The sequence below is a fragment of the Labrys okinawensis genome, from assembly GCF_002982075.1.
GTDB classification, from domain to species: Bacteria; Pseudomonadota; Alphaproteobacteria; order Rhizobiales; family Labraceae; genus Labrys; species Labrys okinawensis_A.
Genome location: NZ_PUEJ01000014.1, coordinates 68384 through 90851 on the forward strand (window position 1 = coordinate 68384; position 22468 = coordinate 90851).

The 22468-nt window shown below is 63.2% G+C and carries 19 protein-coding genes and 1 tRNA gene; 10 read left to right on the top strand and 10 right to left on the bottom strand.

Annotation, left to right across the window (positions count from 1 at the left end; all coding sequences use genetic code 11):
* Positions 1-123 precede the first annotated feature (123 nt).
* Entirely contained in the window at positions 124-2124 is a 2001-nt protein-coding gene (gene rpoD / locus C5L14_RS27590) for an RNA polymerase sigma factor RpoD (protein ID WP_105865271.1), read from the bottom strand.
* A gap of 513 nt (positions 2125-2637) precedes the next feature.
* Positions 2638-4545, bottom strand: coding sequence for a DNA primase (dnaG, locus tag C5L14_RS27595; RefSeq protein ID WP_105865272.1), 1908 nt, complete (start codon positions 4543-4545; stop codon positions 2638-2640).
* Positions 4546-4722: 177 nt separating this feature from the next.
* On the opposite strand from dnaG, the gene C5L14_RS30505 reads away from it, so the two are divergent.
* Positions 4723-4869, top strand: coding sequence for a hypothetical protein (locus C5L14_RS30505; RefSeq protein ID WP_181161358.1), 147 nt, complete (start codon positions 4723-4725; stop codon positions 4867-4869).
* Between the two features lie 92 nt (positions 4870-4961).
* On the opposite strand, the gene C5L14_RS27605 is transcribed toward C5L14_RS30505, so the two are convergent.
* Both C5L14_RS27605 and C5L14_RS27610 read right to left on the bottom strand, forming a co-directional pair.
* Positions 4962-6245: a porin gene (locus tag C5L14_RS27605; RefSeq protein ID WP_146127037.1), complete on the bottom strand. Its 1284-nt coding sequence runs from the start codon at positions 6243-6245 to the stop codon at positions 4962-4964.
* A gap of 480 nt (positions 6246-6725) precedes the next feature.
* Entirely contained in the window at positions 6726-7682 is a 957-nt protein-coding gene (locus C5L14_RS27610) for a LysR family transcriptional regulator (RefSeq protein ID WP_245443612.1), read from the bottom strand.
* 56 nt (positions 7683-7738) lie between these two features.
* Between C5L14_RS27610 and C5L14_RS27615 the strand changes: the two genes are divergently transcribed.
* Positions 7739-8665, top strand: coding sequence for an NAD-dependent epimerase/dehydratase family protein (locus C5L14_RS27615; protein WP_181161359.1), 927 nt, complete (start codon positions 7739-7741; stop codon positions 8663-8665).
* Between the two features lie 3 nt (positions 8666-8668).
* Here the strand turns inward: C5L14_RS27615 and C5L14_RS27620 are convergent, their stop codons facing one another.
* Together C5L14_RS27620 and C5L14_RS27625 are read right to left on the bottom strand one after the other, a co-directional pair.
* On the bottom strand, positions 8669-9808 hold the full coding sequence (locus C5L14_RS27620) for an alpha/beta hydrolase (RefSeq protein WP_105865276.1): 1140 nt from the start codon (positions 9806-9808) through the stop codon (positions 8669-8671).
* 75 nt (positions 9809-9883) lie between these two features.
* Positions 9884-10345 carry a GatB/YqeY domain-containing protein gene (locus tag C5L14_RS27625; RefSeq protein ID WP_105865277.1) on the bottom strand — a complete coding sequence of 154 codons (462 nt, stop codon included), beginning with the start codon at positions 10343-10345 and terminating at the stop codon, positions 9884-9886.
* A gap of 245 nt (positions 10346-10590) precedes the next feature.
* Between C5L14_RS27625 and carA the strand changes: the two genes are divergently transcribed.
* Together carA and C5L14_RS27635 are read left to right on the top strand one after the other, a co-directional pair.
* The gene (gene carA / locus C5L14_RS27630) at positions 10591-11790 is read left to right on the top strand and encodes a glutamine-hydrolyzing carbamoyl-phosphate synthase small subunit (RefSeq protein ID WP_105865278.1); all 1200 of its coding nucleotides are present in this window, start codon (positions 10591-10593) and stop codon (positions 11788-11790) included.
* 20 nt (positions 11791-11810) lie between these two features.
* Entirely contained in the window at positions 11811-12875 is a 1065-nt protein-coding gene (locus C5L14_RS27635) for an extensin family protein (RefSeq protein WP_105865279.1), read from the top strand.
* A gap of 144 nt (positions 12876-13019) precedes the next feature.
* Here the strand turns inward: C5L14_RS27635 and C5L14_RS27640 are convergent, their stop codons facing one another.
* Complete coding sequence (locus C5L14_RS27640) at positions 13020-13262, bottom strand: hypothetical protein (RefSeq protein WP_105865280.1); 243 nt, start codon at positions 13260-13262, stop codon at positions 13020-13022.
* A 132-nt stretch (positions 13263-13394) separates the two neighbouring features.
* Here C5L14_RS27640 and C5L14_RS27645 point away from each other — a divergent pair, with 132 nt between their 5' ends.
* The gene (locus C5L14_RS27645; RefSeq protein WP_105865281.1) at positions 13395-14264 is read left to right on the top strand and encodes a LysR substrate-binding domain-containing protein; all 870 of its coding nucleotides are present in this window, start codon (positions 13395-13397) and stop codon (positions 14262-14264) included.
* A 90-nt stretch (positions 14265-14354) separates the two neighbouring features.
* On the opposite strand, the gene C5L14_RS27650 is transcribed toward C5L14_RS27645, so the two are convergent.
* The gene (locus C5L14_RS27650) at positions 14355-14795 is read right to left on the bottom strand and encodes a carboxypeptidase-like regulatory domain-containing protein (RefSeq protein ID WP_105865282.1); all 441 of its coding nucleotides are present in this window, start codon (positions 14793-14795) and stop codon (positions 14355-14357) included.
* 525 nt (positions 14796-15320) lie between these two features.
* On the opposite strand from C5L14_RS27650, the gene carB reads away from it, so the two are divergent.
* From carB to C5L14_RS27665, 3 genes are all read left to right on the top strand, one after another.
* A complete protein-coding gene (gene carB / locus C5L14_RS27655; RefSeq protein ID WP_105865283.1) occupies positions 15321-18626 on the top strand; it encodes a carbamoyl-phosphate synthase large subunit in 3306 nt (1101 codons plus the stop codon).
* Between the two features lie 123 nt (positions 18627-18749).
* Positions 18750-19223, top strand: a complete 474-nt coding sequence (greA, locus tag C5L14_RS27660; RefSeq protein ID WP_105865284.1) for a transcription elongation factor GreA — start codon at positions 18750-18752, stop codon at positions 19221-19223.
* A gap of 171 nt (positions 19224-19394) precedes the next feature.
* Positions 19395-19877 carry a hypothetical protein gene (locus C5L14_RS27665; protein WP_105865285.1) on the top strand — a complete coding sequence of 161 codons (483 nt, stop codon included), beginning with the start codon at positions 19395-19397 and terminating at the stop codon, positions 19875-19877.
* On the opposite strand, the gene C5L14_RS27670 is transcribed toward C5L14_RS27665, so the two are convergent.
* Complete coding sequence (locus C5L14_RS27670; RefSeq protein WP_082979703.1) at positions 19874-20359, bottom strand: Lrp/AsnC family transcriptional regulator; 486 nt, start codon at positions 20357-20359, stop codon at positions 19874-19876. The two genes, C5L14_RS27665 and C5L14_RS27670, sit on opposite strands and share 4 nt — an antisense overlap.
* Positions 20360-20552: 193 nt before the next feature.
* Complete coding sequence (locus tag C5L14_RS27675) at positions 20553-21266, bottom strand: SIMPL domain-containing protein (protein WP_105865286.1); 714 nt, start codon at positions 21264-21266, stop codon at positions 20553-20555.
* Positions 21267-21414: 148 nt separating this feature from the next.
* Here C5L14_RS27675 and C5L14_RS27680 point away from each other — a divergent pair.
* Positions 21415-21490 (top strand) — tRNA-Ile (locus C5L14_RS27680).
* 237 nt (positions 21491-21727) lie between these two features.
* Positions 21728-22375 (top strand): cyclic nucleotide-binding domain-containing protein, encoded by a 648-nt coding sequence (locus C5L14_RS27685; RefSeq protein ID WP_105865287.1) that lies wholly within the window; start codon positions 21728-21730, stop codon positions 22373-22375.
* Positions 22376-22468 lie beyond the last annotated feature (93 nt).

Below are 22468 nucleotides of genomic sequence, written 5' to 3' on the forward strand. Positions count from 1 at the left end.
CAAGCAACCCTTGCCCTGACAAACGAAAAGCCCTCCATGCCGGGCACGGAGGGCTTTTCGTTTCCAAGAGGCGGACATCGCGACATGCAGGCATGTCGCTGAGACGTCCGCGCTCGCAGGACATCAATTGTCGAGGAAGCTCCTCAGCTTGCGCGAGCGGCTCGGATGCTTGAGCTTGCGCAGCGCCTTGGCCTCGATCTGGCGGATACGTTCGCGCGTCACCGAGAACTGCTGGCCGACTTCCTCCAGCGTGTGGTCGGTGTTCATGCCGATGCCGAAGCGCATGCGCAGCACGCGCTCCTCGCGGGCGGTCAGCGACGCCAGCACGCGCGTGGTGGTCTCGCGCAGGTTGGACTGGATGGCCGCGTCGATCGGCAGGATAGCGTTCTTGTCCTCGATGAAGTCGCCGAGATGTGAATCCTCCTCGTCGCCGATCGGGGTTTCCAGGGAGATCGGCTCCTTGGCGATCTTGAGCACCTTGCGCACCTTTTCGAGCGGCATGGCGAGCTTCTCGGCCAGTTCCTCCGGGGTCGGCTCGCGGCCGATCTCGTGCAGCATCTGCCTCGACGTGCGCACGATCTTGTTGATCGTCTCGATCATGTGCACGGGGATGCGGATGGTGCGGGCCTGGTCGGCGATCGAGCGGGTGATCGCCTGCCGGATCCACCAGGTGGCGTAGGTCGAGAACTTATAGCCGCGGCGGTATTCGAACTTGTCGACCGCCTTCATCAGGCCGATATTGCCTTCCTGGATCAGGTCGAGGAATTGCAGGCCGCGATTGGTGTATTTCTTGGCGATGGAGATGACGAGGCGCAGATTGGCCTCCACCATTTCCTTCTTCGCCTGGCGAGCTTCGCGCTCACCCTTCTGCACCATATGCACGATCTTACGGAACTCGGTGATTTCGAGGCCGGTCTCGGTGGCGAGGTTATGGATATCCTCGCGCATCGTCTTGATGGTCTCGAGCTCGTGGGCCACGAACTCCTTCCAGCCCTTGGAACCGAGCTTGGAGACGCGCAGGATCCACTTGGGATCGAGTTCGGAGCCCTGATAGGTCTTCAGGAAGTCCGACCGGTCGACGCGATAGCTCTCGGCCAGACGCATCAGGCGGCCTTCATAGCTGATCAGGCGCTTGTTGATGTCGTAAAGCTGTTCGACCAGAGCATCGATGCGGGCCTGGTTGAGCGAGAGGCTCTTGACGTTGACGACGATCTCTTCCTTCAGCTTCTTGTATTTGCGGTCCTGCGAAGGCGAGAGCGAACGGTTCTGCAGCCGGCTCTCGACATTCACGTCCTGCAGGCGGCGCAGCTTCTTGTAGTCGTCGGCGATGCGGTCGAAGGTCTCGAGCACCTTGGGCTTGAGCTCGGCTTCCATGGCCGAGAGCGACACGTTGTTCTCCATGTCGTCTTCGTCCATCTCGCCGTCCATCGGCGGCAAGGCGTCGTCGTCCATCTGCTGCTGCTCGGGCTCCCCGCCCTCGGCATCGCCATCGCTCGCCACTGCCGGCGGGTTCTTGCCGTCGGGGCCGGCATAGGTCGCCTCGAGATCGATGATGTCGCGCAAGAGAATCTTGCCATCATTGAGCTCGTCGCGCCAGATGATGATGGCCTGGAAGGTGAGGGGGCTTTCGCACAGCCCGGCGATCATCGCCTCACGGCCGGCCTCGATGCGCTTGGCGATGGCGATTTCGCCTTCGCGTGACAGGAGCTCCACCGTGCCCATCTCGCGCAGATACATGCGCACGGGATCGTCGGTGCGGTCGGTCGGTTCCTTGGCCGTGGTGGTGGAAGCGATCGCGCGCGTCGAAGTGGCCTCGACGAGGTCGCCGCCTTCGGCTTCCTCCTCCTCGCCCTGAGCAGCCTCCTCGGACTCCTCGTTCTCCTCGTTCTCCACGACATTGATCCCCATTTCGGAGAACATGGCGAGCACGTCCTCGATCTGGTCGCCATCGACCTGATCGGAAGGCAGGACGTTGTTGATCTCTTCATGCGTGACATAGCCACGCTTCTTGGCGCGCTTGATCAAGGCGCGAACCGCGGCATCCGACAGATCGAGCAAGGGGCTGTCCTGGCTCGGCGCTTCGGTGTCCGGCGTTTCTTCCTTGTCAGCTTCCTTTTTCGCCATCGTTGCTTTCCCTCACTCGCTCAAGCAGGATTTCGCAGCTCGCCCCGCCGGGTAGAGCTCTGAAATCCCGCATCACGTCCCTGCCGGTCCGAAGCCGACAACTGTCAACTCACCCGGGCCACAGATTTTGGCCCGCAAGCACTGGCGCATCCGTGCACCCTGTGCCAAACCCGATGCGGAATTTCCTAGATTCGCCTGTCGGCGCGTCCAAGCAATTCCAAACAACTTCAAGGCTTTGGTGCATGGTCCTCGCCTCGATTGGGGACCCCGACCCAAAACCCGCACCCGGCAGGAGATTCCCGCCAAGGCCGACTGTTTGCCAACACCAAAAAGGGCAGCATCCGGTACCCGGAGCCACCCGACTTGTCGCCGCCTTGCTCCAGCGCCCTGGGAAAGACCTTCGATTCGTCTGCGTAACGCCTTGCAGCAACTGCCAGAATCGAAATTCCAGTTCCAGGAACTGGCGCTATCACTACCCGGGCAATGGCTAATCCGCCGTTAACCCTGCTAGTCCTACACGGCTCGCGAAGTCCGCCCGGACGAAGCTCCAAACCCCTCGATCATCGCCTCGGTTCCTTCCATCGCGGCGATCTGCGCCTTGATATTGGTGAGCCGAGCCCAATTCTCTTCGGTGAAGTCCTGGTCCATGGCCGCCTGGGCGAGCCTGAGTTCCTTATGTAGCGTGCGATTCTTATGATGCAAGGCCACTGCATGCACGAATCCGTCCCGAACGTCGGGAAACGCGGCGTCCCGTCGCACCCAAAAGTGGGTTGGACTGCTCAAAGCGGCGATATGCGCGAGCAAACGTTCGAATCCCTGGGTCATCAGCTCGGCCTCGACCGCAACTGATTCGCGCAGCCCATGCGCCACGCAATCGATCAAGGCCTGGCGCAGGCGGCTCGCCTCGACATTCTCGAACTCGAGCCCCGCCAGCAATTCGCAATGGTCGTCCAGCAGATAGGGATGGGCCACCACGACGGCCAGGATGAGGGCCTCGCGCGCGGGAATGCTGCCATGGCCGCCCCGCATGCGTGCGCTTTCCCTGACCGCCGGCGTCACCAGATGCGTGGCCGGCGATGTTTCGCGCCGGCTGCCGCCCTGGCGCCAGGCCCGCTGCGGACCGCCCGCGAAGCCGGACTGGGCCGTCCGGGCCGGGGCAAAGAAGCTGCGCAGGCGGTTATCCATTTCCGCCCGATAATGCTTGCGCACCGTCTCGTCCCGGATCGGCGCCAGCGCATCCATCAGCTTGCGTTCGAGCGCGGCGCGCCGCTCCGGCGTGGAGAAGTCGCCGCTCTCCGTCTCGCGAGCCCAGAGAATGTCGGAAAGGGGCAGAGCGCCCTGCAGGACTTCCGACACCGCCGTGGCACCAGAGCTGCGCACCAGTTCGTCCGGATCCTGCCCGCCCGGCAGCAGCGCGAATTTCAAGGTCTTGCCGGGGCCGATCTGCGGCAGGGCCACGTCGACGGCCCGATAGGCGGCGCGCCGCCCAGCCTTGTCTCCATCGAAGCACAGCACCGGCTCCTCGCTCATGCGCCAGAGCAGATTGAGCTGGTCTTCGGTAAGGGCCGTGCCGAGCGGCGCGACCGTATGCCCAAAACCCGCCACGCTCATCATGATGACGTCGACATAGCCCTCCACCGCGATGACGCCGCCCTTTTCATGGGCGGCCTTGCGGGCGCGATGATGGTTGTAGAGGCAGGCACCCTTGTGGAAGAGCGATGTCTCGGGCGAGTTGAGATATTTGGCGGATGCCTCCTTGTCCATGGCGCGGCCGCCGAAGGCGATCACCTTGCCGCGTACATCATGTATGGGGAACATGATGCGGTCGCGGAAGCGATCATAGGGGACCTGGATGTCCTCGCCATGGATGAGAAGGCCCGCTTCGATCATGGCGTCGCGGTCGACGCCCTTGCCGGCGAGATGGTCGCGCAGGGCGAATTTCTCGTTCGGCGAATAGCCGATGCCGAACTCGGCCTGGATCGCCGGCGTCAGCCCACGATCGGCGAGATAGCCGCGTGCCGCCGCACCTTCGCGTGCCTGCAGGCGGGACTGGAAGAAGGCGGCGGCAAGTTCCATCACCTCATGCAGCGAGGCACGCTGCTCTTCGCGGCGGACATCCTCCACCGTCATCTTGGGCAGGGTGACGCCCGCATCGTTGGCGCAACGCTCCACCGCTTCGGGAAAGGAAATGCCCTCCACCTCGCTCAGGAAGCGGAAGATATCGCCATGCTTGCCCGAGGAGAAGCAGTGATAGAAGCCCTTCTGGTCGTTGACATAGAAGGACGGCGTCTTCTCGGCATTGAAAGGCGAGAGGCCGCGCCACTCCCGGCCCTGCTTCTTGAGCTTCACGCGCCGGCCCACCACCTCGGACACAGGCAGCCGGGCACGGATTTCGTCGAGCAGGGAAGGCGGGTATTTCATGGGCTCTTATGTGAGGATGCAGGCCGGCGGCACAAGTAGCTCACTCTAGCACGGAAGGCGTTGAGTCGAATCTTTCCCCGTTGTCCTCAGATGCGAGAGCGTGCCTGCGGAGAATCGCCCATGTCATGAAAAGGCCCGGCACCTATGGTGCCATGGCCAGAAACGCGGGAGGCCGAATTGAGCACGGTGCTGGGATTGGTCGACGGTCTGGTGGCTGCCGCGCAGATCGTCGGTGCACTGGCCTTCATCGTGGTTCTGGTGGGCGGCGGCATTTCCTTCATCCGCGGCCGTCGCGGCTATCGGCATCCGGAAGACTTCCTTTGACGACCAGCACACCGAGATCGCCATGTTCGCAGCCCGCATGAAAAAGGCCCGGGCAAGCCGGACCTTCCTCAATATCGGAGACGAGCCGTCGATCAGAAGGTGCGCTTGATACGCACGCCGCCCATCCAGAAGTCCGACTTGGCGTCGCGGGCGATCGCCGCAACCCCAGCTGCCGGCACATAGGACAGGTTGTCGATGGTCTGGTGCGTGTAGGTGACTTCGCCGGTAACGGTCAGGCCTTTGACGATCGTGTAGACCACGTTGCCGGTCAGCGAGTATTCCTTGACCTTGCGGTCGCCCAGATTGCTGAACTTGTCATAGGTGGTGTCGATATAGGCGCCGACCAGGTTGGCACCCCATTGCGGTGCGAAATTGCCGCCGAGTTCGGCCGTCACCGACCAACCTTTGCCGCCGTCGAAGCCGCCATTGCTGTTGAAGAAGTAGTTCTGGCCCTTGAGCTTGCTGGAGCCGATGCCGAGATAATCGAGCGCACCATCGGCATACTGGCCTTCGATCACGAAGTGACCCTTGTCGATGACCGGGATGTTGACGAGCAAAGTGCCGCCGACCGCGTAACCCCACTTGTTTTCGCGCGGAACAATCGTCTCGGCTGTACGGTATTGATGGGCGGCTGCCTGGACGGCCACCGAGCCCCAGTCCTGCTTCAAGCGGATCTGGCCGACCACGTCTGGAATCTGCTGGCCGCCCTGCTGATTCTTGGCGAAGGCGTTCTGGCGATGGTCACGGCCATCTTCGATCGAGAGGGTCGCTGTGAAGCCGCTACCGAAATCAGCCGTATAGGCCAACAGGTTCACGACGTTGGACTGGGCATAATAGGGACCCCAGACCGTGTTGCCGAAGTCAAGGTCGTAAAAGCCGAAGAAGGAATGGGCGTAACCAGCAGTCAGGCCACCGAATTGAATGTAGGCATATTTGATCGAGAAGGTATTGCCGGAGGTATCCTTAGTAGAATCCCAGTTGATGGGATGGCTGATGCCTCGAATCTGGAAGAAGGAACGCAGCAGGCCAAACTCGGTCTGAGTGCGCGCATCGAAGGAAATGCGGGCCTCGGTATTGAAGGCGCTGGAGTGGATGTCGCGATTCTGTTTGTAGAAGTCAGATCCGAAGTCGTTCTTGGTATTGGCCTTAATGCCATCGCCACTCTGGTTATAGAAGCGATAGTCGGCGCGGATTTCGCCGGCGATCTTGAGGCAGGTATCGCTGCCGGGAATGTAGAAGAAGCCGGGGCCGAAGGCGGAGCAGACCTTCACATATTCGACGGCTTCCCCCTTGGTCATGGGGAGGTCGGCGGCCTGAGCGGCAGCGAGAGCGGTGAGGCTGGCCGCGGCGCCGAGCAGAAGAGATTTGATCGTCATCAGATAGCTCACTGAGCAAATTGGGTTGGGTACATCGGGCTGGTTCGTTTCAGTGCCGAGCCCGACCTGTCGCCTTTTGAGGGCAATTGTGGCCGGATGCTCGTGAAGCGAGAGCCGAGGTGTCTTTGCGCAATTTTCTGAAGATTCACAACATTGATGGAGAATAAATACTGATATGACATTCTTATAACTAATAACTGTCTCCGAAAAGCCACATTGAGATTTATAACAATTTCGTGACGATATAGTTATATTTTATGAAAAATGAGAATAAACGTTGAGTTTGGAGATTTGTGCGGAGGAGATGATAATAAATTCCTCCGTGATGGTGCCGTTGCTGACGATGGCGAATGACTGTACTTGGCATCCACCGATCATCAAGGCGTGCAAAGGGAGTGCGATGATAGTTCGGGTTCTCGTTTTATCTGTGCTTCTGAGGAAATGCCTCCACAAGTTGTGGAGGCATCACGCGCGAGATCATCAGCCGCGTGGCGGCACCTGATCGGCGACACCGCTCGCGACCTGCCGGAATACGCCCCTCAGCCAGGCGAGCAGGCGATCATGTTTGCGCGCAGCATGCCAGACCATGGTGATCTTCAGGACGGCCGGCTCGAGCGGGGGGTCCAGCAGTACGAGGTCCAGGGCTTCGGCGAACTGCCGGGCGAAGGCATGAGAGAGCACGGTCACCATGTCGGTCCGGGCAACAGCCATCAGGGCCGAGGTGAAATGGGGTGTGGTCAGGCCGATGCGCCGTTCCAGCCCCGCCGCTGCCAGCGCTGCATCCGCCTCCGTGCTGCCGTCCCCGAAGACGGATACGGTGACATGGGTGAGGGCAGCATAGGCGGCGAGGCTGAGCGGCCCGTTCCGAGCGGCCGGATGATCGCGCCGCATGATCAGCGCAAGGCGGTCATCCATCAGCGTCTCACTGTGAGTTCCGGCCGCGAGCGGGTAGTTGGCGAGGGCGAAGGTCAGGTCGATATCGCCGCTTTGCAGACGACGGGCGATGTCCGCTGCGATCGGCACCGCCCGGAGGTCGACATGCGGCGCTTCCTCGAGCAGTCGCGCCATCACGCCGGGAAAGAGCAGGGTTGTCAGCGAATCGACCGCCGCGATCCGCAGCGTGCGATGCTCGGAGGACGGATCGAAACGCGGTTCGGCGACGAGGGCACGGATATCGGCCAGGATCTCCTGCACCTGCGGCGCCAAAGCCTCGGCGCGTGCCGTCAGCACCATGCCCGCGCCCGAGCGCAGCATCAGTTCGTCGCCGAACAGATGACGCAGGCGATCGAGTGCCCGGCTCATCGCCGGCTGGCTGAGGCCGATCTCGCGCGCCGCGCGGCTGACGCTGCGCTGGGAGAGCAGGGCGCCGAGCGCCGTCAGCAGGTTGAGATCGATCGCCTTCAAATGCACATCGCGCATATATTGAATATAAAGCATGCATTGGAGTTATGATAGGGCGCTTGCTAGCATCTCCTCATCAAGGAGAACGCACCATGTCTGCCAAGATCATGATCCTGGGATACGGTCCCATCGGCCGCGCCATCGCACGGCAGCTTTCGGATGCGGGCCGAGAGGCGCTTGTCGCCCAGCGGCGCGAACCCGCTGATCTGCCGTCCGGCACGCGGTTCCGTGCCTGCGATGCCCTCGACCGAGCCAGCCTGACCGCCGCGCTGAAGGGGTACGACGTGCTGATCTGCACGGTCGGTCTCGCCTATGACGCCGCCATCTGGGAAAGGGACTGGCCCCGGCTGATGACCACTATGCTGGCGGCCTGCGCCGCGAATGGGACACGTCTGGTCTTTGTCGACGATCTCTACATGCACGGTCCCCAGCGCGGGCCGCTGCATGAGAACACGCCCCTGGACGCGTCCGGCCGCAAGGGCAGGGTGCGCGCTGCCATCACGCGTCAATGGCAGGCTGCCGGCGCGGTGAAGACCGCGGCCTTGCGGGTGCCGGATTTCTACGGTCCCGGCGTGATGCTGTCGGTGCTCGGTGAAGAGGTGATTGGCCGCCTGGCCGCCGGCCGCGCGGCGCGACTTGTCATCGCTGCCGACGAGCCGCATGCCTTTGCCTATGCGCCGGATGTGGCCGCGGCTGCGATCCTGCTCGCCGACGCTCCGGACGACGCCTATGGCCGGGCCTGGGTCATGCCCTGCGCGCCGGCGCGCACCCCGCGCGAGGTGATCGGCATGGCCGCCGCCACGCTCGGTGTGAAGCCGAGCTTGCAGGTGCTTCCGGGTTGGCTGCAGAGATTGATGGGGGCGTTCGTGCCGTTTCTGATGGAGTGGAGCGAGACGTCCTATCAGCACGATCGTCCGTTCCTGGTCGATGGCAGCAGTTTCGAGCGTTATTTCGGATTCCGGCCGATGCCGCTCGAACGCGGAGTTCAGGCCACCGCGGCCAGCTTCATCAAAGCTTGAAGGCTACTGCCCGACGATCGCCTCGCCCAGCCGCAACGGAGTTTGCAGCAGCGTGCCGGCCGTGTTGACGACAAACAGCCCGGTTCGTGAGATCGGATTGCCGCGTGCTGCCGCCGCATCGCTCTTCGCCATCTGGTGCAGGGAAGGCAGCAGGCCGACGAACTTGCTGTGATTCATCGAATCCAGGCTCTTGGCATCCGACATGTCGATGACCCGCAGCCCGTAATGGGCAATGGCCTGCTGAGCCTCCTTGTTGTCGATGAGGACATTGCCGACACGCGGCACATCGCCCGCCAGCCGCTGCGAGAAGCCGAGCGCGCGATCGTCTCGCGAAATCGCCACGGTAATGGGCTGGTTGAGCTTGCCGATGGTGTCGAGCTGGGTGCGGAAGACGTCGATGTCGATATCTGGCGACATCAGGAAGACTTCGCCGAGCTTGGGAAGGAAAGCTGAGTTGCCGCGGATCCTGGCTTGACGGAGAGCCTCCACCGCCAGCCAGTTGCCCATGGAATGTGCGATGATGTGGATGCGCTTGACGCCCGGGGTGCGGGCGAGACCGTTCAGCGTCGTCTCCAGATAATCGCGCGAATAGGTGGTGCTCTCGCGATCGGCGACATAGCCGGTCAAGGTCCCGAGCGAGGGCCAGGCGAAGGCGACCACGGCACCGGGGAAGCCGCTGTCCTTCTCGAGCTGGGCAACCCGATAAACGGCTTCCTGATAGTTGGTGTTGTAGCCGTGCACGAACACGATGACTTCGCCGGTACCCTTGGTGTCCTTCACCACCGCCGCATCGAAGCGAGCCTGGTCGAGGGGGGCCGAACTGGTCACCACGAAGTTGACGGCCGGATTGCCGGGCGGCTTCTTCGGCCATTCGATATTGCCGGCAACATGGTTCGGCGGCACCGAGATCGTGTAGGCTTCGTAGCTCAGGCCGAAATTGCGCTTGGCCGTGAAGTCGCGCTTGTCGATTTCGGAACGCTGGCGGGTGGTGGCGACCAGAATGTTGACCGGCGTGCCGACACCTGCCGATATCGAGACCGGATGCAGCATCAACGCACCGGGCCGGTCGGCGCAGGACGCCAAGCCGGCCAGGGCGAACAGAACCACCGAAAACCGAACCAGGAAGCGTGGTGAAGGCGCCATGCCGGCCTCATCGTTGCAGCGGCCGGCAATCTAGCGGGCGCATCGGTCTCGGAAAAGCGCGGAGTTTGGACGTCCTTAACCGCCGAGCGCTTCCTTGACCAGCGGGCTGGTCTTGCCGAAGTCCATCTTGCCTGCGAAGCGCTCCTTCAGGACGGCCATGACCTTGCCCATATCCTTGACGCCGGCAGCGCCGATTTCGCCAACCACGGCGGCGATGGCCGCCTTGGTCTCCGCCACGTCCATCTGCTTGGGCAGGAAGGAGGAGAGGATCTCGATCTCGGCCTTGCTGGCCGCTGCCATTTCCTCGCGGCCGGCCTTGAGCGCGGTCTCCAGCGTCTCCTGGGCCTGCTTGATCATCTTCTGCAGCATGGACAGGATCTCGCTTTCCGGGATCTTGCCGTCATGCTCGCCGCCGCGGGCGGCGATATCGCGATCCTTCAGCCCAGCCTGGATCATGCGCACGACCGACAGGCGGGCCTTGTCGCCGCTCTTCATGGCGTCCTTGACGGCAGTGGTAAAATCGTCGCGCAGAGACATGATGCCCTACCTTTCCTGGAATCAAAATTGTTCACCGGGCGGCACGCGGCAGCGAAATATTTGGTGGGCTTGTCTCAAATCATTGAAATATCTTATGATTTTGAGCATCGCCAAGGGTTGACGGCAAGCCGTCCGCCCCCTACTTTCCGCCGCGTCTGCCGGGCGGAGCCGAGTATGCCGCCGCCATTCATCCGGCACTTAAGATGAAAATGACCGTCACACAAGCGAGCGCGAAGGACAGAGACATGGAAAATGGCTGGGCGGAACCCAAGGCAACCGCGCTCCTGGTCCTCGCAGACGGCACCGTGATCGAAGGCACCGGGCTCGGGGCCGTGACGAAAGCGGCGGGCGAACTGTGCTTCAACACCGCGATGACGGGATATGAGGAAATCCTCACTGATCCCTCCTACGCCGGGCAGATCATAACCTTCACCTTCCCCCATATCGGCAATGTCGGCGTCAATGACGAGGACATCGAGACGGTCAACATGGCCTCTTCCTCCGGCGTCAGGGGCGTGGTGCTGCATGCGCCGATCACCGAGCCTGCGAATTACCGCGCCAGCCGCCATCTTGATGCCTGGCTCAAGGCCCGCAACATCGCTGGCATTGCCGGCGTTGATACCAGGGCGCTGACCGCCCGGATCCGCGAGGGCGGCATGCCAAACGCGGTGCTCGCCTTCGATCCCGACGGTAATTTCGATGTCGAGGGCCTGAAGCGCGAGGCAGCCGGGCTTCCCTCGATGAACGGCCTCGACCTCGTGCCGCCGGTGACCACGGCGCAGCGTTTCGATTGGGACCAGACCACCTGGGAGTGGTCGCAGGGCTTCGGCAAGCAGGAGGCGCCCCAATATAAGGTGGTCGCCATCGACTACGGCGTGAAGCGCAACATCCTGCGCCTGCTGGCGGCGGCCGGCTGCGCCGTCACCGTGGTGCCCGCCACCACGCCGGCCGAGGAGATCATCGCTCTCCAGCCCGATGGGATTTTCCTTTCCAACGGCCCGGGCGATCCGGCGGCCACGGGCGAATATGCCGTGCCGGCGATCAAGACCCTGCTTGAAAAGGACATCCCGATCTTCGGTATCTGCCTCGGCCATCAGATGCTGGGCCTCGCCCTCGGCGCCCGTACGGCCAAAATGAAGCAGGGGCACCACGGCGCCAATCATCCGGTCAAGGATTTCACCACCGGCAAGGTCGAGATCGTTTCGATGAACCATGGTTTCGCGCTCGACCGCGACAGCCTGCCTGCCGGCGTGGTGGAAACCCATGCCTCGCTGTTCGACGGTTCCAATTGCGGCATCGCCGTCACCGGCAAGCCGGTGTTCTCCGTGCAGCACCATCCCGAAGCTTCCCCCGGTCCACAGGATAGCCACTACCTCTTTAAGCGGTTTGTCGAAAACATGGCATCTCGCCATGGTGTTGCCGCAGTTGCGCAACACAACGCCTGATCGCAACCGGAGCAGTGTGCATGCGAGCAAGCGTCGCCTGTCTCTTCCTGATGGTTTCTTGCGTCACTGCTTCGGCGCAATCGGCAGATGGGACGCTGGTTCCTCTGCCGGATTACTTTCAGAAGAGCATCGCCGCGGCGAACGCCAAGCCGTTGCCGCCTCTCCAGCCCAAGCCCAACCAGATGCGAGCCATCAGGGCTTCGACGGGGCTGGAGGGCCTGCCGGACCTCATCGTCCATGGCGGCGTACCCACGCCGCCGGAGCGTCCTCGCCCCAATGATTCCACGGTGGTATCGGCTTATGCCGCCGACACGCCGTTGCCGCCGGAGCGGCCTGATACCGATATCGACATGGCAGGGCCGGAGCCCGAAGGGACGTCGACGCAAGCCGACGCCGCGCCGAATGCCAAGCCCGACGCGGCCTTGCCGCCGGGCACCCTGTCACATGCCTTCGTGCCTCTGCCCGTGCGCCGCCCCGGCGGTATCGACGACCGCATGACCACCAATCCGGGCCTCAATGCGCCGCCGCCGGAGACCAAGGTCGCCATGCTTGGCGGGTTGCCGGGCGCGGGCATCGCCATCAACAATCTGGCGCGCGCCGTGCCGGAAGCCGCCATCGTGAAGGGGGCCTGCAGCGTTGCGCAGCCTTATCGTCTGATGGCGTTGGGGCCGAGCAGCCGCACGACGCTGGTGCCGGCCGCCACCGTCGATTACGCCATGGTCAACGGCCTGGTACGCTGGGAGGCCGGCATGCAGGCCGCCGCCAAGCAATATCTCGGCGAGAACGTGGTCGCCATCAAGGTGGCCGCCTCCTATGTCTGCCGCGGCATGAACAATATACGCGGCGCCAAGCTCTCCGAGCATGCCAAGGGCAATGCCATCGACATTTCCGGCTATATCACGGCCAGCGGCAAGGAAATCACCGTCCGTCATGACTTCAAGGGCGGGGGGGCCAAGGCTGCCTTCCTGAAGCAGGTTCATGGCGTGACGTGCGGCGTGTTCCAGGTCGTGCTGGGTCCCGGCTCGGATGGATATCACGAGGACCATTTCCACATGGATCTCGGTCGCTGGAAGAGCTGCCGGTAAGGCCGTCCGAGGCAGTACCGGAGGGTCGATCTCCAGATCGATCACCTTCATTCCTCTGCAAGCGCGATGTTTACAAGAGGGTCGATCTGAATATCGACCCTCCACATTTTGGCGTGCCCTCGTCGGGCAGGTTTTGGGTTCATCTCAACGCGCAAATCCAGCGGTGCCGCGCTTTTTCGGCGGACGCGAGTTGAACTTGCTCCACGCCATAGCCAGGATGCCGACTACACGGCCGGGGTTTGATACTTTCGCCGGCTCGCCGCATTCGCCCGCTTCCTCGCCGAGCTGCCCGCCGGCCATCCGTTCCGCGTCATCGGTTGCGACCTGGGGCGACAACGCAAGGCTAAGGCCCCTGGTCAAGCCGGCAGTTAGATAAGAATCCATCATGAAAATTCCTCCTCACCGATTGCGTGAATCCGGTGATCTGATGGCTATTTTCAGAAAGTACGAGCCGTTCGACAAACGAGTTCGGCTTGAATATAATGCACCACTTATAAGTTTTTCTTGTGAGTGGGACATATGGAGACGCTGCCGTCCCTGCCGGCTCTGCGTGTGTTCGCCGTCGCGGGAAAGGCGCTCAGCTTCACCCGGGCGGCGCAGATGCTGAACGTCACCCAGGCGGCGGTGTCGCATCAGATCCGGGTGCTGGAAGACCAGCTTGGCGTGAAATTGTTCCAGCGCACGACGCGCAGCCTGCAGCTCACCGCCGCCGGGCAGCAATTGCTGCCGGCGGCCACCGCGGCCTTTGGGGAACTCGAGCGTGCGGTCGCCGGCATCAGGCGCTCGCAGAACCTGCTTTCGATCACCACCACGCCCTCCTTCGGGGCCCGCTGGCTGGCGCCGCGCCTGCCGCGCTTTGCCGAGCTCCATCCCGCCATCGAGATCTCGGTGCGCCATACCGAGGCACCGCTGGATATCGTGGCCGAAGGCATCGACCTGGCCATTCGCGGTGGGCTCGGCAAGTGGCCCGGCTTGACGGCCGAATTGATCGGGCGATCCGCTATGCTACCGGTGGCCGCGCCCGACTATGTCGAACGCCTGCGCCTCCTCGAACCGGCGGACCTTGCCCGCGCGCGATTGCTGCATGACCAGGACCGCAGCGATTGGCGGGAATGGCTGGCCGTCGCCCATCTCGATCCGGCCTTGGCGCAGGCCGGGCCGGCGTTCGACGATGAGAACGTGCTGATCGAGCTGGCGCTCGCGGGGCAGGGGGTGGGTCTGGTTGTTGGCAGCGTGGTCGAAGGCCTGATCCGCCAGGGACGCCTGGTGGCGCTGTTCGATCGGCAAGTCACCCTGGGCTATGGCTATTATCTGGCCTATCCGCCGGGCGCACTGGCCCTGCCCAAGGTCGCCGCCTTCCGGCGTTTCGTGCTGGCGCAGGCGCGATGAGGGCAGGAGCGCGGACATCCTGTCCGCTCTTCGCCTCCTGCACGGGCGATCGCACTCGAAGAGCGCCTATTTCCGGAATCGATTTCGGCCTTACCTGCAGTTCAGCGCCTTGACCGGCTGCCCCGGCTTCCACTCGATATCATTACCGCTCCAGAAGCGCTCCTGCCTGTTCGGCGCATAGGTGCCACTGGCGTCGATCTGGCAGGTGAGGGCGGCGGAACCGGCCGGGACCAGCCCGACAGCGTGGTAGTCCTCGCCGTTCGCTTCGATGCGCAACACGTCTGCGCCAGGGGTGGCAGACACGGCATCGCCTGCGCTGAGTGAGAAGCGTCCCCGCTGGTCCGTGCTGGTGAGCGTCGAGCGGCTTGGTAGGCGCGAGTTGGTCACACGGATCTGTGCTCCGGCGACAGGGCGGCCTTCGTCGAGAAGCACGCCCGTGACGCTGGACCGGTCCAACGCGGATAATCCGGCGGGGCGGCAGGCCGCCAAGGCAAGGCAGGTGGCGAGCAAGGCAAATCGCGGCCCGATCATGCAAAGTCTCCGCAGCTGAAACACAGCAATAACCGGTGTGAGGGGCGATGATGGCGAAACGTGGCCGTTTCCAGGGTGACGCGGCATCATCATCTCCTATGGTTCCGAGCCAAAACCCTCCTCGAAAGGAAAGCCGATGGCCTGGGTCTTGATTCGCACCCTCGTCGCCGTGGGGCTGGTTGCCACATCTCTGTCGGCGCAGGTGGCCGAATCCTGCCGTGCGCTCCTGCAGCGCGGGGCGAGGCGATCGACAGCTATGTCATGAACTTCGGCCCTGATGACACGCTCTACATCTACATCCTGCGTATGCCGGGCGGCCTAACGGCGGAATGCACGTCGCAAGAACCGCTCTGAAGGCCGGTCGACCCCTGGATTCCCTCTCGCGATCGTCACTTTCCGCAGCAGTCCGCAAACGGCCCCTTTCGCAAGACGCCAAAATGGTTTAGTCGAACCGCTCGATCCGCCCGGTGCCGTGGAGTCCCCTCCGCGGCTTTTTCATGCCGGCCCTCCCAAATCGGACGAGCGATGCCAAAACGTAGCGACATTTCCTCCATCCTGATCATCGGCGCCGGCCCGATTGTCATCGGCCAAGCCTGCGAATTCGACTATTCGGGAACACAGGCCGTCAAGGCCCTGCGCGAGGAGGGCTATCGCGTCATCCTGGTCAATTCCAATCCGGCCACGATCATGACCGATCCTGACCTGGCGGATGCGACCTATGTCGAGCCGATCACGCCCGAGATCGTCGCCAAGATCATCGAGAAGGAGCGCCCCGACGCGCTCTTGCCGACCATGGGCGGCCAGACCGCGCTCAACACCGCGCTCAAGCTCGCCGAGATGGGCGTCCTGGAGAAGTTCGGCGTCGAGATGATCGGTGCCGATGCCGACGCCATTGACAAGGCCGAGGACCGCGAGCGCTTCCGTGAGGCGATGGCCAAGATCGGCCTGGAGACGCCGCGTTCGCGCTTGGCCCACAGCCTCTCCGAGGCGCTGGAGGCGCTCGATTATATCGGGCTTCCCGCCATCATCCGTCCCTCCTTCACGCTGGGCGGTACCGGCGGCGGCATCGCCTACAACAAGGCCGAGTTCATCGACATCATCGAGCGCGGCCTCGACGCCTCGCCGACCACCCAGGTCCTGGTCGAGGAGAGCGTGCTCGGCTGGAAGGAGTTCGAGATGGAGGTCGTCCGCGACAAAGCGGACAATGCCATCATCGTTTGCTCGATCGAGAATATCGATCCGATGGGCGTGCATACCGGCGATTCCATTACCGTTGCGCCGGCGCTGACGCTGACGGACAAGGAATACCAGATCATGCGCAACGCCTCGATCGCGGTGCTGCGCGAGATCGGGGTTGAGACGGGCGGCTCGAACGTGCAGTTCGCCGTCGATCCGGCCACCGGGCGCCTCGTCGTCATCGAGATGAACCCGCGCGTGTCGCGCTCCTCGGCGCTGGCTTCCAAGGCCACCGGTTTCCCGATCGCGAAGGTCGCCGCCAAGCTTGCGGTCGGCTATACGCTGGACGAGATCGAGAACGACATCACCGGCGGCGCGACGCCGGCCTCCTTCGAGCCGACGATCGACTATGTCGTCACCAAGATCCCGCGCTTCGCCTTCGAGAAGTTCCCGGGCGCCGAGCCGATCCTCTCCACCGCGATGAAGTCGGTCGGCGAGGCGATGGCCATCGGCCGGACCTTCCAGGAGAGCCTGCAGAAGGCGCTGCGCTCGCTCGAGACGGGCCTCAACGGCCTGGACGAGATCGAGATCGAGGGCCTTGGCCAGGGCGACGACAAGAACGCCATCCGGGCCGCGCTCGGCAAGCCGACGCCGGACCGCCTGCTCAACATCGCCCAGGCCATGCGCCTGGGCCTGTCGGACGCCGAGATCCATGGCGTCTGCAAGGTCGATCCCTGGTTCCTCGCCCAGATCCGCGGCATCGTCGAGACCGAGCAGAAGGTGCGCGAGATCGGCCTGCCCAGGACACCGGGTGCCTTGCGTTCCCTCAAGGCGATGGGCTTTGCCGATCGCCGCCTGGATGCGCTGGCCGGCGTTCCGGAAGGAACGGTCAAAAACCTGCGTGCCGAACTCGGGGTGCATCCCGTCTTCAAGCGCATCGACACCTGCGCCGCCGAATTCGCTTCGCCCACCGCCTATATGTATTCGACCTATGCGCCGCCCTTCGCCGGTGCGCCGGCCGACGAGGCCAACCCGTCCGACCGCAAGAAGGTGGTCATCCTCGGCGGTGGTCCCAACCGCATCGGCCAGGGCATCGAGTTCGACTATTGCTGCTGTCATGCCTGCTTCGCGCTCTCGGATGCGGGCTATGAGACCATCATGGTCAACTGCAATCCCGAGACGGTATCGACCGACTACGACACCTCGGACCGCCTCTATTTCGAACCGCTCACGGCCGAGGACGTGCTGGAGATCCTCGAGGTCGAGAAATCAAAGGGAAGCCTGCACGGCGTCATCGTGCAGTTCGGCGGGCAGACGCCGCTGAAGCTGGCGGCTGCGCTGGAAGAAGCGGGCATTCCCATCCTCGGCACCACGCCGGACGCGATCGACCTCGCCGAGGACCGCGACCGCTTCAAGCGCCTGCTCGACAAGCTCGGCCTGCGCCAGCCCAAGAACGGCATCGCCTATTCGGTCGAACAGGCGCGCCTGGTCGTCGCCGATCTCGGCCTGCCGCTGGTGGTCCGCCCCTCCTACGTGCTGGGCGGGCGCGCCATGGCGATCATCCGCGACGAGGTCGCCTTCGACGACTATCTGCTCGGCACCCTGCCGCAAATGGTGCCGCCGGAGATCAAGACGCGTTATCCCAACGACAAGACGGGCCAGATCAACACGCTGCTGGGCAAGAACCCGCTGCTGTTCGATCGCTATCTCTCCGACGCGGTCGAGGTCGATGTCGACGTCCTGGCCGATGGCAAGGATGTCTTCGTCGCCGGCATCATGGAGCATATCGAGGAAGCAGGCATCCATTCCGGGGATTCGGCCTGTTCGCTGCCGCCGCGCTCGCTGAGCCCCGAAATCCTGGCCGAATTGGAGCGCCAGTCCAAGGCGATGGCGCTCGCCCTCGACGTCGGCGGCTTGATGAACGTGCAATATGCCATCAAGGACGGCCTGATCTACGTGCTCGAAGTCAACCCGCGCGCCTCGCGCACGGTGCCCTTCGTGGCCAAGGTGATCGGCGAGCCGATCGCCAAGATCGCCGCGCGCGTCATGGCCGGCGAGAACCTGGCCTCCTTCGACCTGAAGGCCAAGAGGCTCGATCACATCGCGGTCAAGGAAGTGGTGCATCCCTTCGCGCGCTTCCCGGGCGTCGACACGGTGCTGGGCCCGGAGATGCGCTCGACGGGCGAGGTCATCGGCCTCGACCGCGACTATGCCGTCGCCTTCGCCAAGAGCCAGCTCGGCGCCGGCGTGACCGTGCCCTCCGGCGGCACGGTGTTCGTGTCGGTGAAGGAGAGCGACAAGCCGCGCATCCTCGATTCGATGCGCCTGCTTGCCGATCTGGGTTTCACGATCGTCGCCACCGACGGCACGCAGCAGTTCCTTGCCGGCCACGGCGTCGAGGCCACGCGTATCAACAAGGTCCTGGAAGGTCGTCCGCATATCGTGGATGCCATCAAGAACGGCAGTATCCAGCTGGTGTTCAACACCACGGAGGGAGCCCAGGCCCTGGCGGATTCGCGTTCGTTGCGACGTGCCGCCCTCTTGCATAAAGTCCCATATTACACCACTCTCTTCGGAGCGGTGGCGGCTGCACAGGGGATCAAGGCCAACAAGGGCGGTGATCTGGAAGTGCGGGCGCTGCAGTCCTATTTCTGAAGGAGGGCGCCTTCTCCCGCTGGGGCGAGGGTACCGTAGTATTGCAAATCCGATATGTCAGCCGCGCCGGGGAAGTCCGTCCGGCGCGTATCTTTTTTGCGTTTGGAAAGAGAAGACGAAGCAATGGACAAGATCCCGATGACGCCGGCAGGTCATGCCGCGCTCGAGGCAGAATTGAGGGAACGGCAGCAGATCGAGCGGCCGCGCATCATCGCGGCGATTTCCGAGGCACGTTCCCATGGCGACCTTTCCGAGAACGCCGAATACCATGCGGCCAAGGAAGCACAGGGCCACAATGAAGGCCGTGTCGCCGAACTCGAAGACATCTTATCGCGCGCCGAAGTGATCGACGTTTCCAAACTGTCCGGCGATACCGTCAAATTCGGGGCTCACGTCACGCTGATCGACGAGGACACGGAAGAAGAGAAGACCTATCAGATCGTCGGCGAGAGCGAGGCCGATGTACGCTCCGGCAAGATTTCGATCGGCTCGCCGCTCGCCCGCGCGCTGGTTGGCAAGAAGATCGGGGTTTCCGTCGAGGTCAACACGCCCAAGGGCCCCAAGGCCTATGAGATCGCTAACGTCGCCTGGCGTTGAGCCGACGGCCGGTTTCAGACCCTTTCTGACAAGGCGCCGCACCCCACCGGGTGCGGCGTTTTGCTGTCGGATGCACTATCGTCAAGACATGCGACATGGTCGCGCAAATTTGCTTCGATCGGCGGCGCGGCGCGTTCTATAGAAAGCAAATATCGCGAGCAGGAGGCTATCATGACTTCGGGACATGTCGGGCGCAGAGGCTTCCTGGCCATTGGCGCAGGTTTGTTGCTCACCGGTTGCGCCACTTCCTACGCCGATAATCCGGCCATACCGGTCATCCGCAGGGTGCAGGTCAGCGGCAGCGGCAATCTTTGGCTCCAGCGCATGCCGCCTTATCTCCAGCGCAATCTCGTCCGGCAGCTCGGCTCGCGCTACCAGCCCGGCGCGAAGGGCGGCGCGACATTGTCGGTGGCACTCACCGACATCAGTTTTCCCGTGGATTCGGATGGCGGCCTGATCAGCATCGACAGCGTCGACACGCTCGATGGCCGCGTAACGCTCTTGTCGTCATCGGGCGGCGTGATCAAGAGCTTCCCGCTCTTTGCCACCACGAGCTCGGTGGATGCCGCTCCCGAAGTGCCCGACCCGACGCCGCGCCGCTATGACTGGCTGGCATCCAGCTATGCGCATTGGCTGCTGAGCAAGCTCGTTTAGGCCCCTTCGCTCACATCGAGTTCGAGGGGAACGATCGGGTCGTCCTTGATGGAACGCAGGGTGAGCGCGGTCTTGACGTTGCGTACCGCCGGGCCGGCCGTGAGCTCCGCCACGAAGGCCTGGAAGGAGCGCAGGTCCTTCGCCACGCATTTGAGCACGAAGTCCACGTCGCCGGACAGCATCCAGCATTCGCGTACCAGGGGCTGATTCTTCACATACGTTTCGAAGGATTGCAGATCCGCGCCCGCCTGCGAGGTCAGGTTGACCATGGCGAAGATGGTAATCTCGTAGCCGAGCGAAGCCTCGTCGAGCAGGGTGCGGTAGCCCTTGATCACACCGGCATCTTCGAGGGCGCGCACGCGCCGCAGGCAGGGGGGCGCGGAGATGCCGACGCGCTTGGCCAGTTCCACATTGGTCATGCGGCCATCGGCCTGTAGTTCCTGCAGGATTTTCCAGTCAACAGCATCAAGGCGTGCGCGCACGATAAGCTTTCCGATTAATAGCGGTTACGCCGTCCTAAACCGGCGAGAACAGTCAAGCAAGCATCTTTGTTACCCAATCGGCCTTGCTGCGTGAAACAAACTTGCGTGTGCGGAAAGCCGGCGGGGCCAGCATTGCAGGAATTGCCCTGCTGGCCCCTGGAACCTTGCCCGATACTGGGAGAGGCGCGGAGGATCAGTCTTCCAGCTCGAAACGCGCGGATACGGTGACGTTCAGCGTGCTCTCTCCGGACTCGATCGGCACCGAGTCCTGCACGGCCTTGGCGCGATAGAGGCCGCTGCCGATCGGGCCAGTATTCTCGCTCAGATCCACCAGCTTGCCCAGGCGCAGGCCGGAGGCCCTGGCATAGATCTCCGCCTTGCGTCTGGCATCGTCCAGGGCCGTCTTGCGGGCGCCATCCAGCAGGACCGACTGGTTGGAGACGATGAACTGGATGCCTTCGATGCTGTTGGCGCCGGCGCTGACCGCCTTGTCGAGGATGTCGCCGAGCTTGGGCAGGTCGCGCAGCGTCACGTTCACGGTGTTGGAAACGGTATAACCCGCGATGGCGGGGCCGTCCTCCGAACTCGATGAGAACTTGCCGTCCTGCTGGCTCGCCGGCTGCACGCTGAAGCCCGAGGTCTGCAGGTCCTTGGCATCGATGCCGGCTGCCTTGAGCGCGGCGAGAACCTCACCGGTCGTCTTGGAATTGGCGGTCAGCACCTCGCGCGCCACCTTGCCGGCGCTCTGCACGCCGATACTGACGTAGGCCAGGTCCGGCTTGGCACCGACCGTCGCTTCGCCGTTGATGGCGACCACGCGCTTGAAATCCTCGGCTTGGGCGGCACCGAGCGCGCCAGCCAGCAGCAGGGCGGCGAGGGCGGGTCGGGCGAGGAAGGACGGTAGCATCGATGAACTCCAATGAAGAAAATTGCGAGCGGAACCTTGCAATCGAAGGCGGCGGGATGATGACGGGATCTAAGGCAGGTGTCGCAATTGCGGAAGCCGATTGAACCTTGACGAGACTCTGCCTATAGATGCGGCGTCTGGCACAGCCGGGCCTGTAGCTCAATGGTTAGAGCCGGCCGCTCATAACGGTCTGGTTGGGGGTTCAAGTCCCTCCGGGCCCACCAGACAAAACCCCACTGGCAACGACGTTTTTGAAGCATTTGCCTCCGAATCGTTGAGGCGTGGGCAGCCAGATCACGTCGCAGAGCGGAACATGCCTACCCAAATGCCGTTGGCGCCGGGCTTTGATCTTCTTGGCCGACTCGTGCGAGGGCGCACAGCATTTGGGCGGCGAACACACCATGTCGATGCCGTGGCTGGCGGCGTGATGCCCCAGCCGGCCTTCCCGTCCTGGTGCTGAAATGTTCTTCGAAATCGTCCGGTTCGGCTTGATCCATGCCGCCGCCCTCATTGCTGTCGCGGCGCTGACCTGTCGCGATCAGCTCGTCCTGCGCGCCCTCCTGGTCGTCTCGACCCTGCTCTACATTCTCTATTATCTGGTCGTGCCCGAGATCATGCTGTGGGACGCGCTGTTCTGGACGGTGGTCAATCTGGGCGTGAATCTCCTGATGATGGCCAGGCTGGTCCTGGCCCGCACCCAGTTTCGACTGAGCGCCGAAGAGCGCCGGCTGTTCGCTGCCCTCGGCGGGCTATCGCCGGGCGAGTTCCGCTCCTTGATGAAGATCGGTCATTGGCGGCGCAGCGAAGGCAACGACACCCTGCTGAGGGAGGGAGAGGCTGTCGAGAAGGTCTATTACGTGCTCGAGGGGCGATCCCATGTGGAAAAGGCCGGGCGCAGCCTGGTTCTCGGGCCGCAGTCCTTCGTCGGCGAGGCCGGCTTCCTGCGCCGCCAGCCCGCGTCGGCCACCGTGACGGTGGAGCCGGGCACCTGCTATGTCGAATGGTCGGTGACGGCCCTCAACGCCCTGCGGGTGCGCCGCCCGCTGATCAAAGTCGCGCTCGACGGCCTGCTCGCTTCGGACATGGCGGCGAAGATGGCTGCCGCCTGAATCCCTTGCGGGCAGCGAAAGATTGCCTCTTTCCGCTGCCTCTGGATATTGGTATGACAAATGGAAATCCGGCGGGGCGGGGTGATGCCCGGC

Coding starts and splice junctions, on each gene's coding strand:
- rpoD (WP_105865271.1), bottom strand. CDS start 2,124: ATGGCGAAAAAGGAAGCTGACAAGGAAGAAACGCCGGACACCGAAGCG.
- dnaG (WP_105865272.1), bottom strand. CDS start 4,545: ATGAAATACCCGCCTTCCCTGCTCGACGAAATCCGTGCCCGGCTGCCT.
- C5L14_RS27605 (WP_146127037.1), bottom strand. CDS start 6,245: ATGACGATCAAATCTCTTCTGCTCGGCGCCGCGGCCAGCCTCACCGCT.
- C5L14_RS27610 (WP_245443612.1), bottom strand. CDS start 7,682: ATGCTTTATATTCAATATATGCGCGATGTGCATTTGAAGGCGATCGAT.
- C5L14_RS27615 (WP_181161359.1), top strand. CDS start 7,739: ATGTCTGCCAAGATCATGATCCTGGGATACGGTCCCATCGGCCGCGCC.
- C5L14_RS27620 (WP_105865276.1), bottom strand. CDS start 9,808: ATGGCGCCTTCACCACGCTTCCTGGTTCGGTTTTCGGTGGTTCTGTTC.
- C5L14_RS27625 (WP_105865277.1), bottom strand. CDS start 10,345: ATGTCTCTGCGCGACGATTTTACCACTGCCGTCAAGGACGCCATGAAG.
- carA (WP_105865278.1), top strand. CDS start 10,591: ATGGAAAATGGCTGGGCGGAACCCAAGGCAACCGCGCTCCTGGTCCTC.
- C5L14_RS27635 (WP_105865279.1), top strand. CDS start 11,811: ATGCGAGCAAGCGTCGCCTGTCTCTTCCTGATGGTTTCTTGCGTCACT.
- C5L14_RS27640 (WP_105865280.1), bottom strand. CDS start 13,262: ATGATGGATTCTTATCTAACTGCCGGCTTGACCAGGGGCCTTAGCCTT.
- C5L14_RS27645 (WP_105865281.1), top strand. CDS start 13,395: ATGGAGACGCTGCCGTCCCTGCCGGCTCTGCGTGTGTTCGCCGTCGCG.
- C5L14_RS27650 (WP_105865282.1), bottom strand. CDS start 14,795: ATGATCGGGCCGCGATTTGCCTTGCTCGCCACCTGCCTTGCCTTGGCG.
- carB (WP_105865283.1), top strand. CDS start 15,321: ATGCCAAAACGTAGCGACATTTCCTCCATCCTGATCATCGGCGCCGGC.
- greA (WP_105865284.1), top strand. CDS start 18,750: ATGGACAAGATCCCGATGACGCCGGCAGGTCATGCCGCGCTCGAGGCA.
- C5L14_RS27665 (WP_105865285.1), top strand. CDS start 19,395: ATGACTTCGGGACATGTCGGGCGCAGAGGCTTCCTGGCCATTGGCGCA.
- C5L14_RS27675 (WP_105865286.1), bottom strand. CDS start 21,266: ATGCTACCGTCCTTCCTCGCCCGACCCGCCCTCGCCGCCCTGCTGCTG.
- C5L14_RS27685 (WP_105865287.1), top strand. CDS start 21,728: ATGTTCTTCGAAATCGTCCGGTTCGGCTTGATCCATGCCGCCGCCCTC.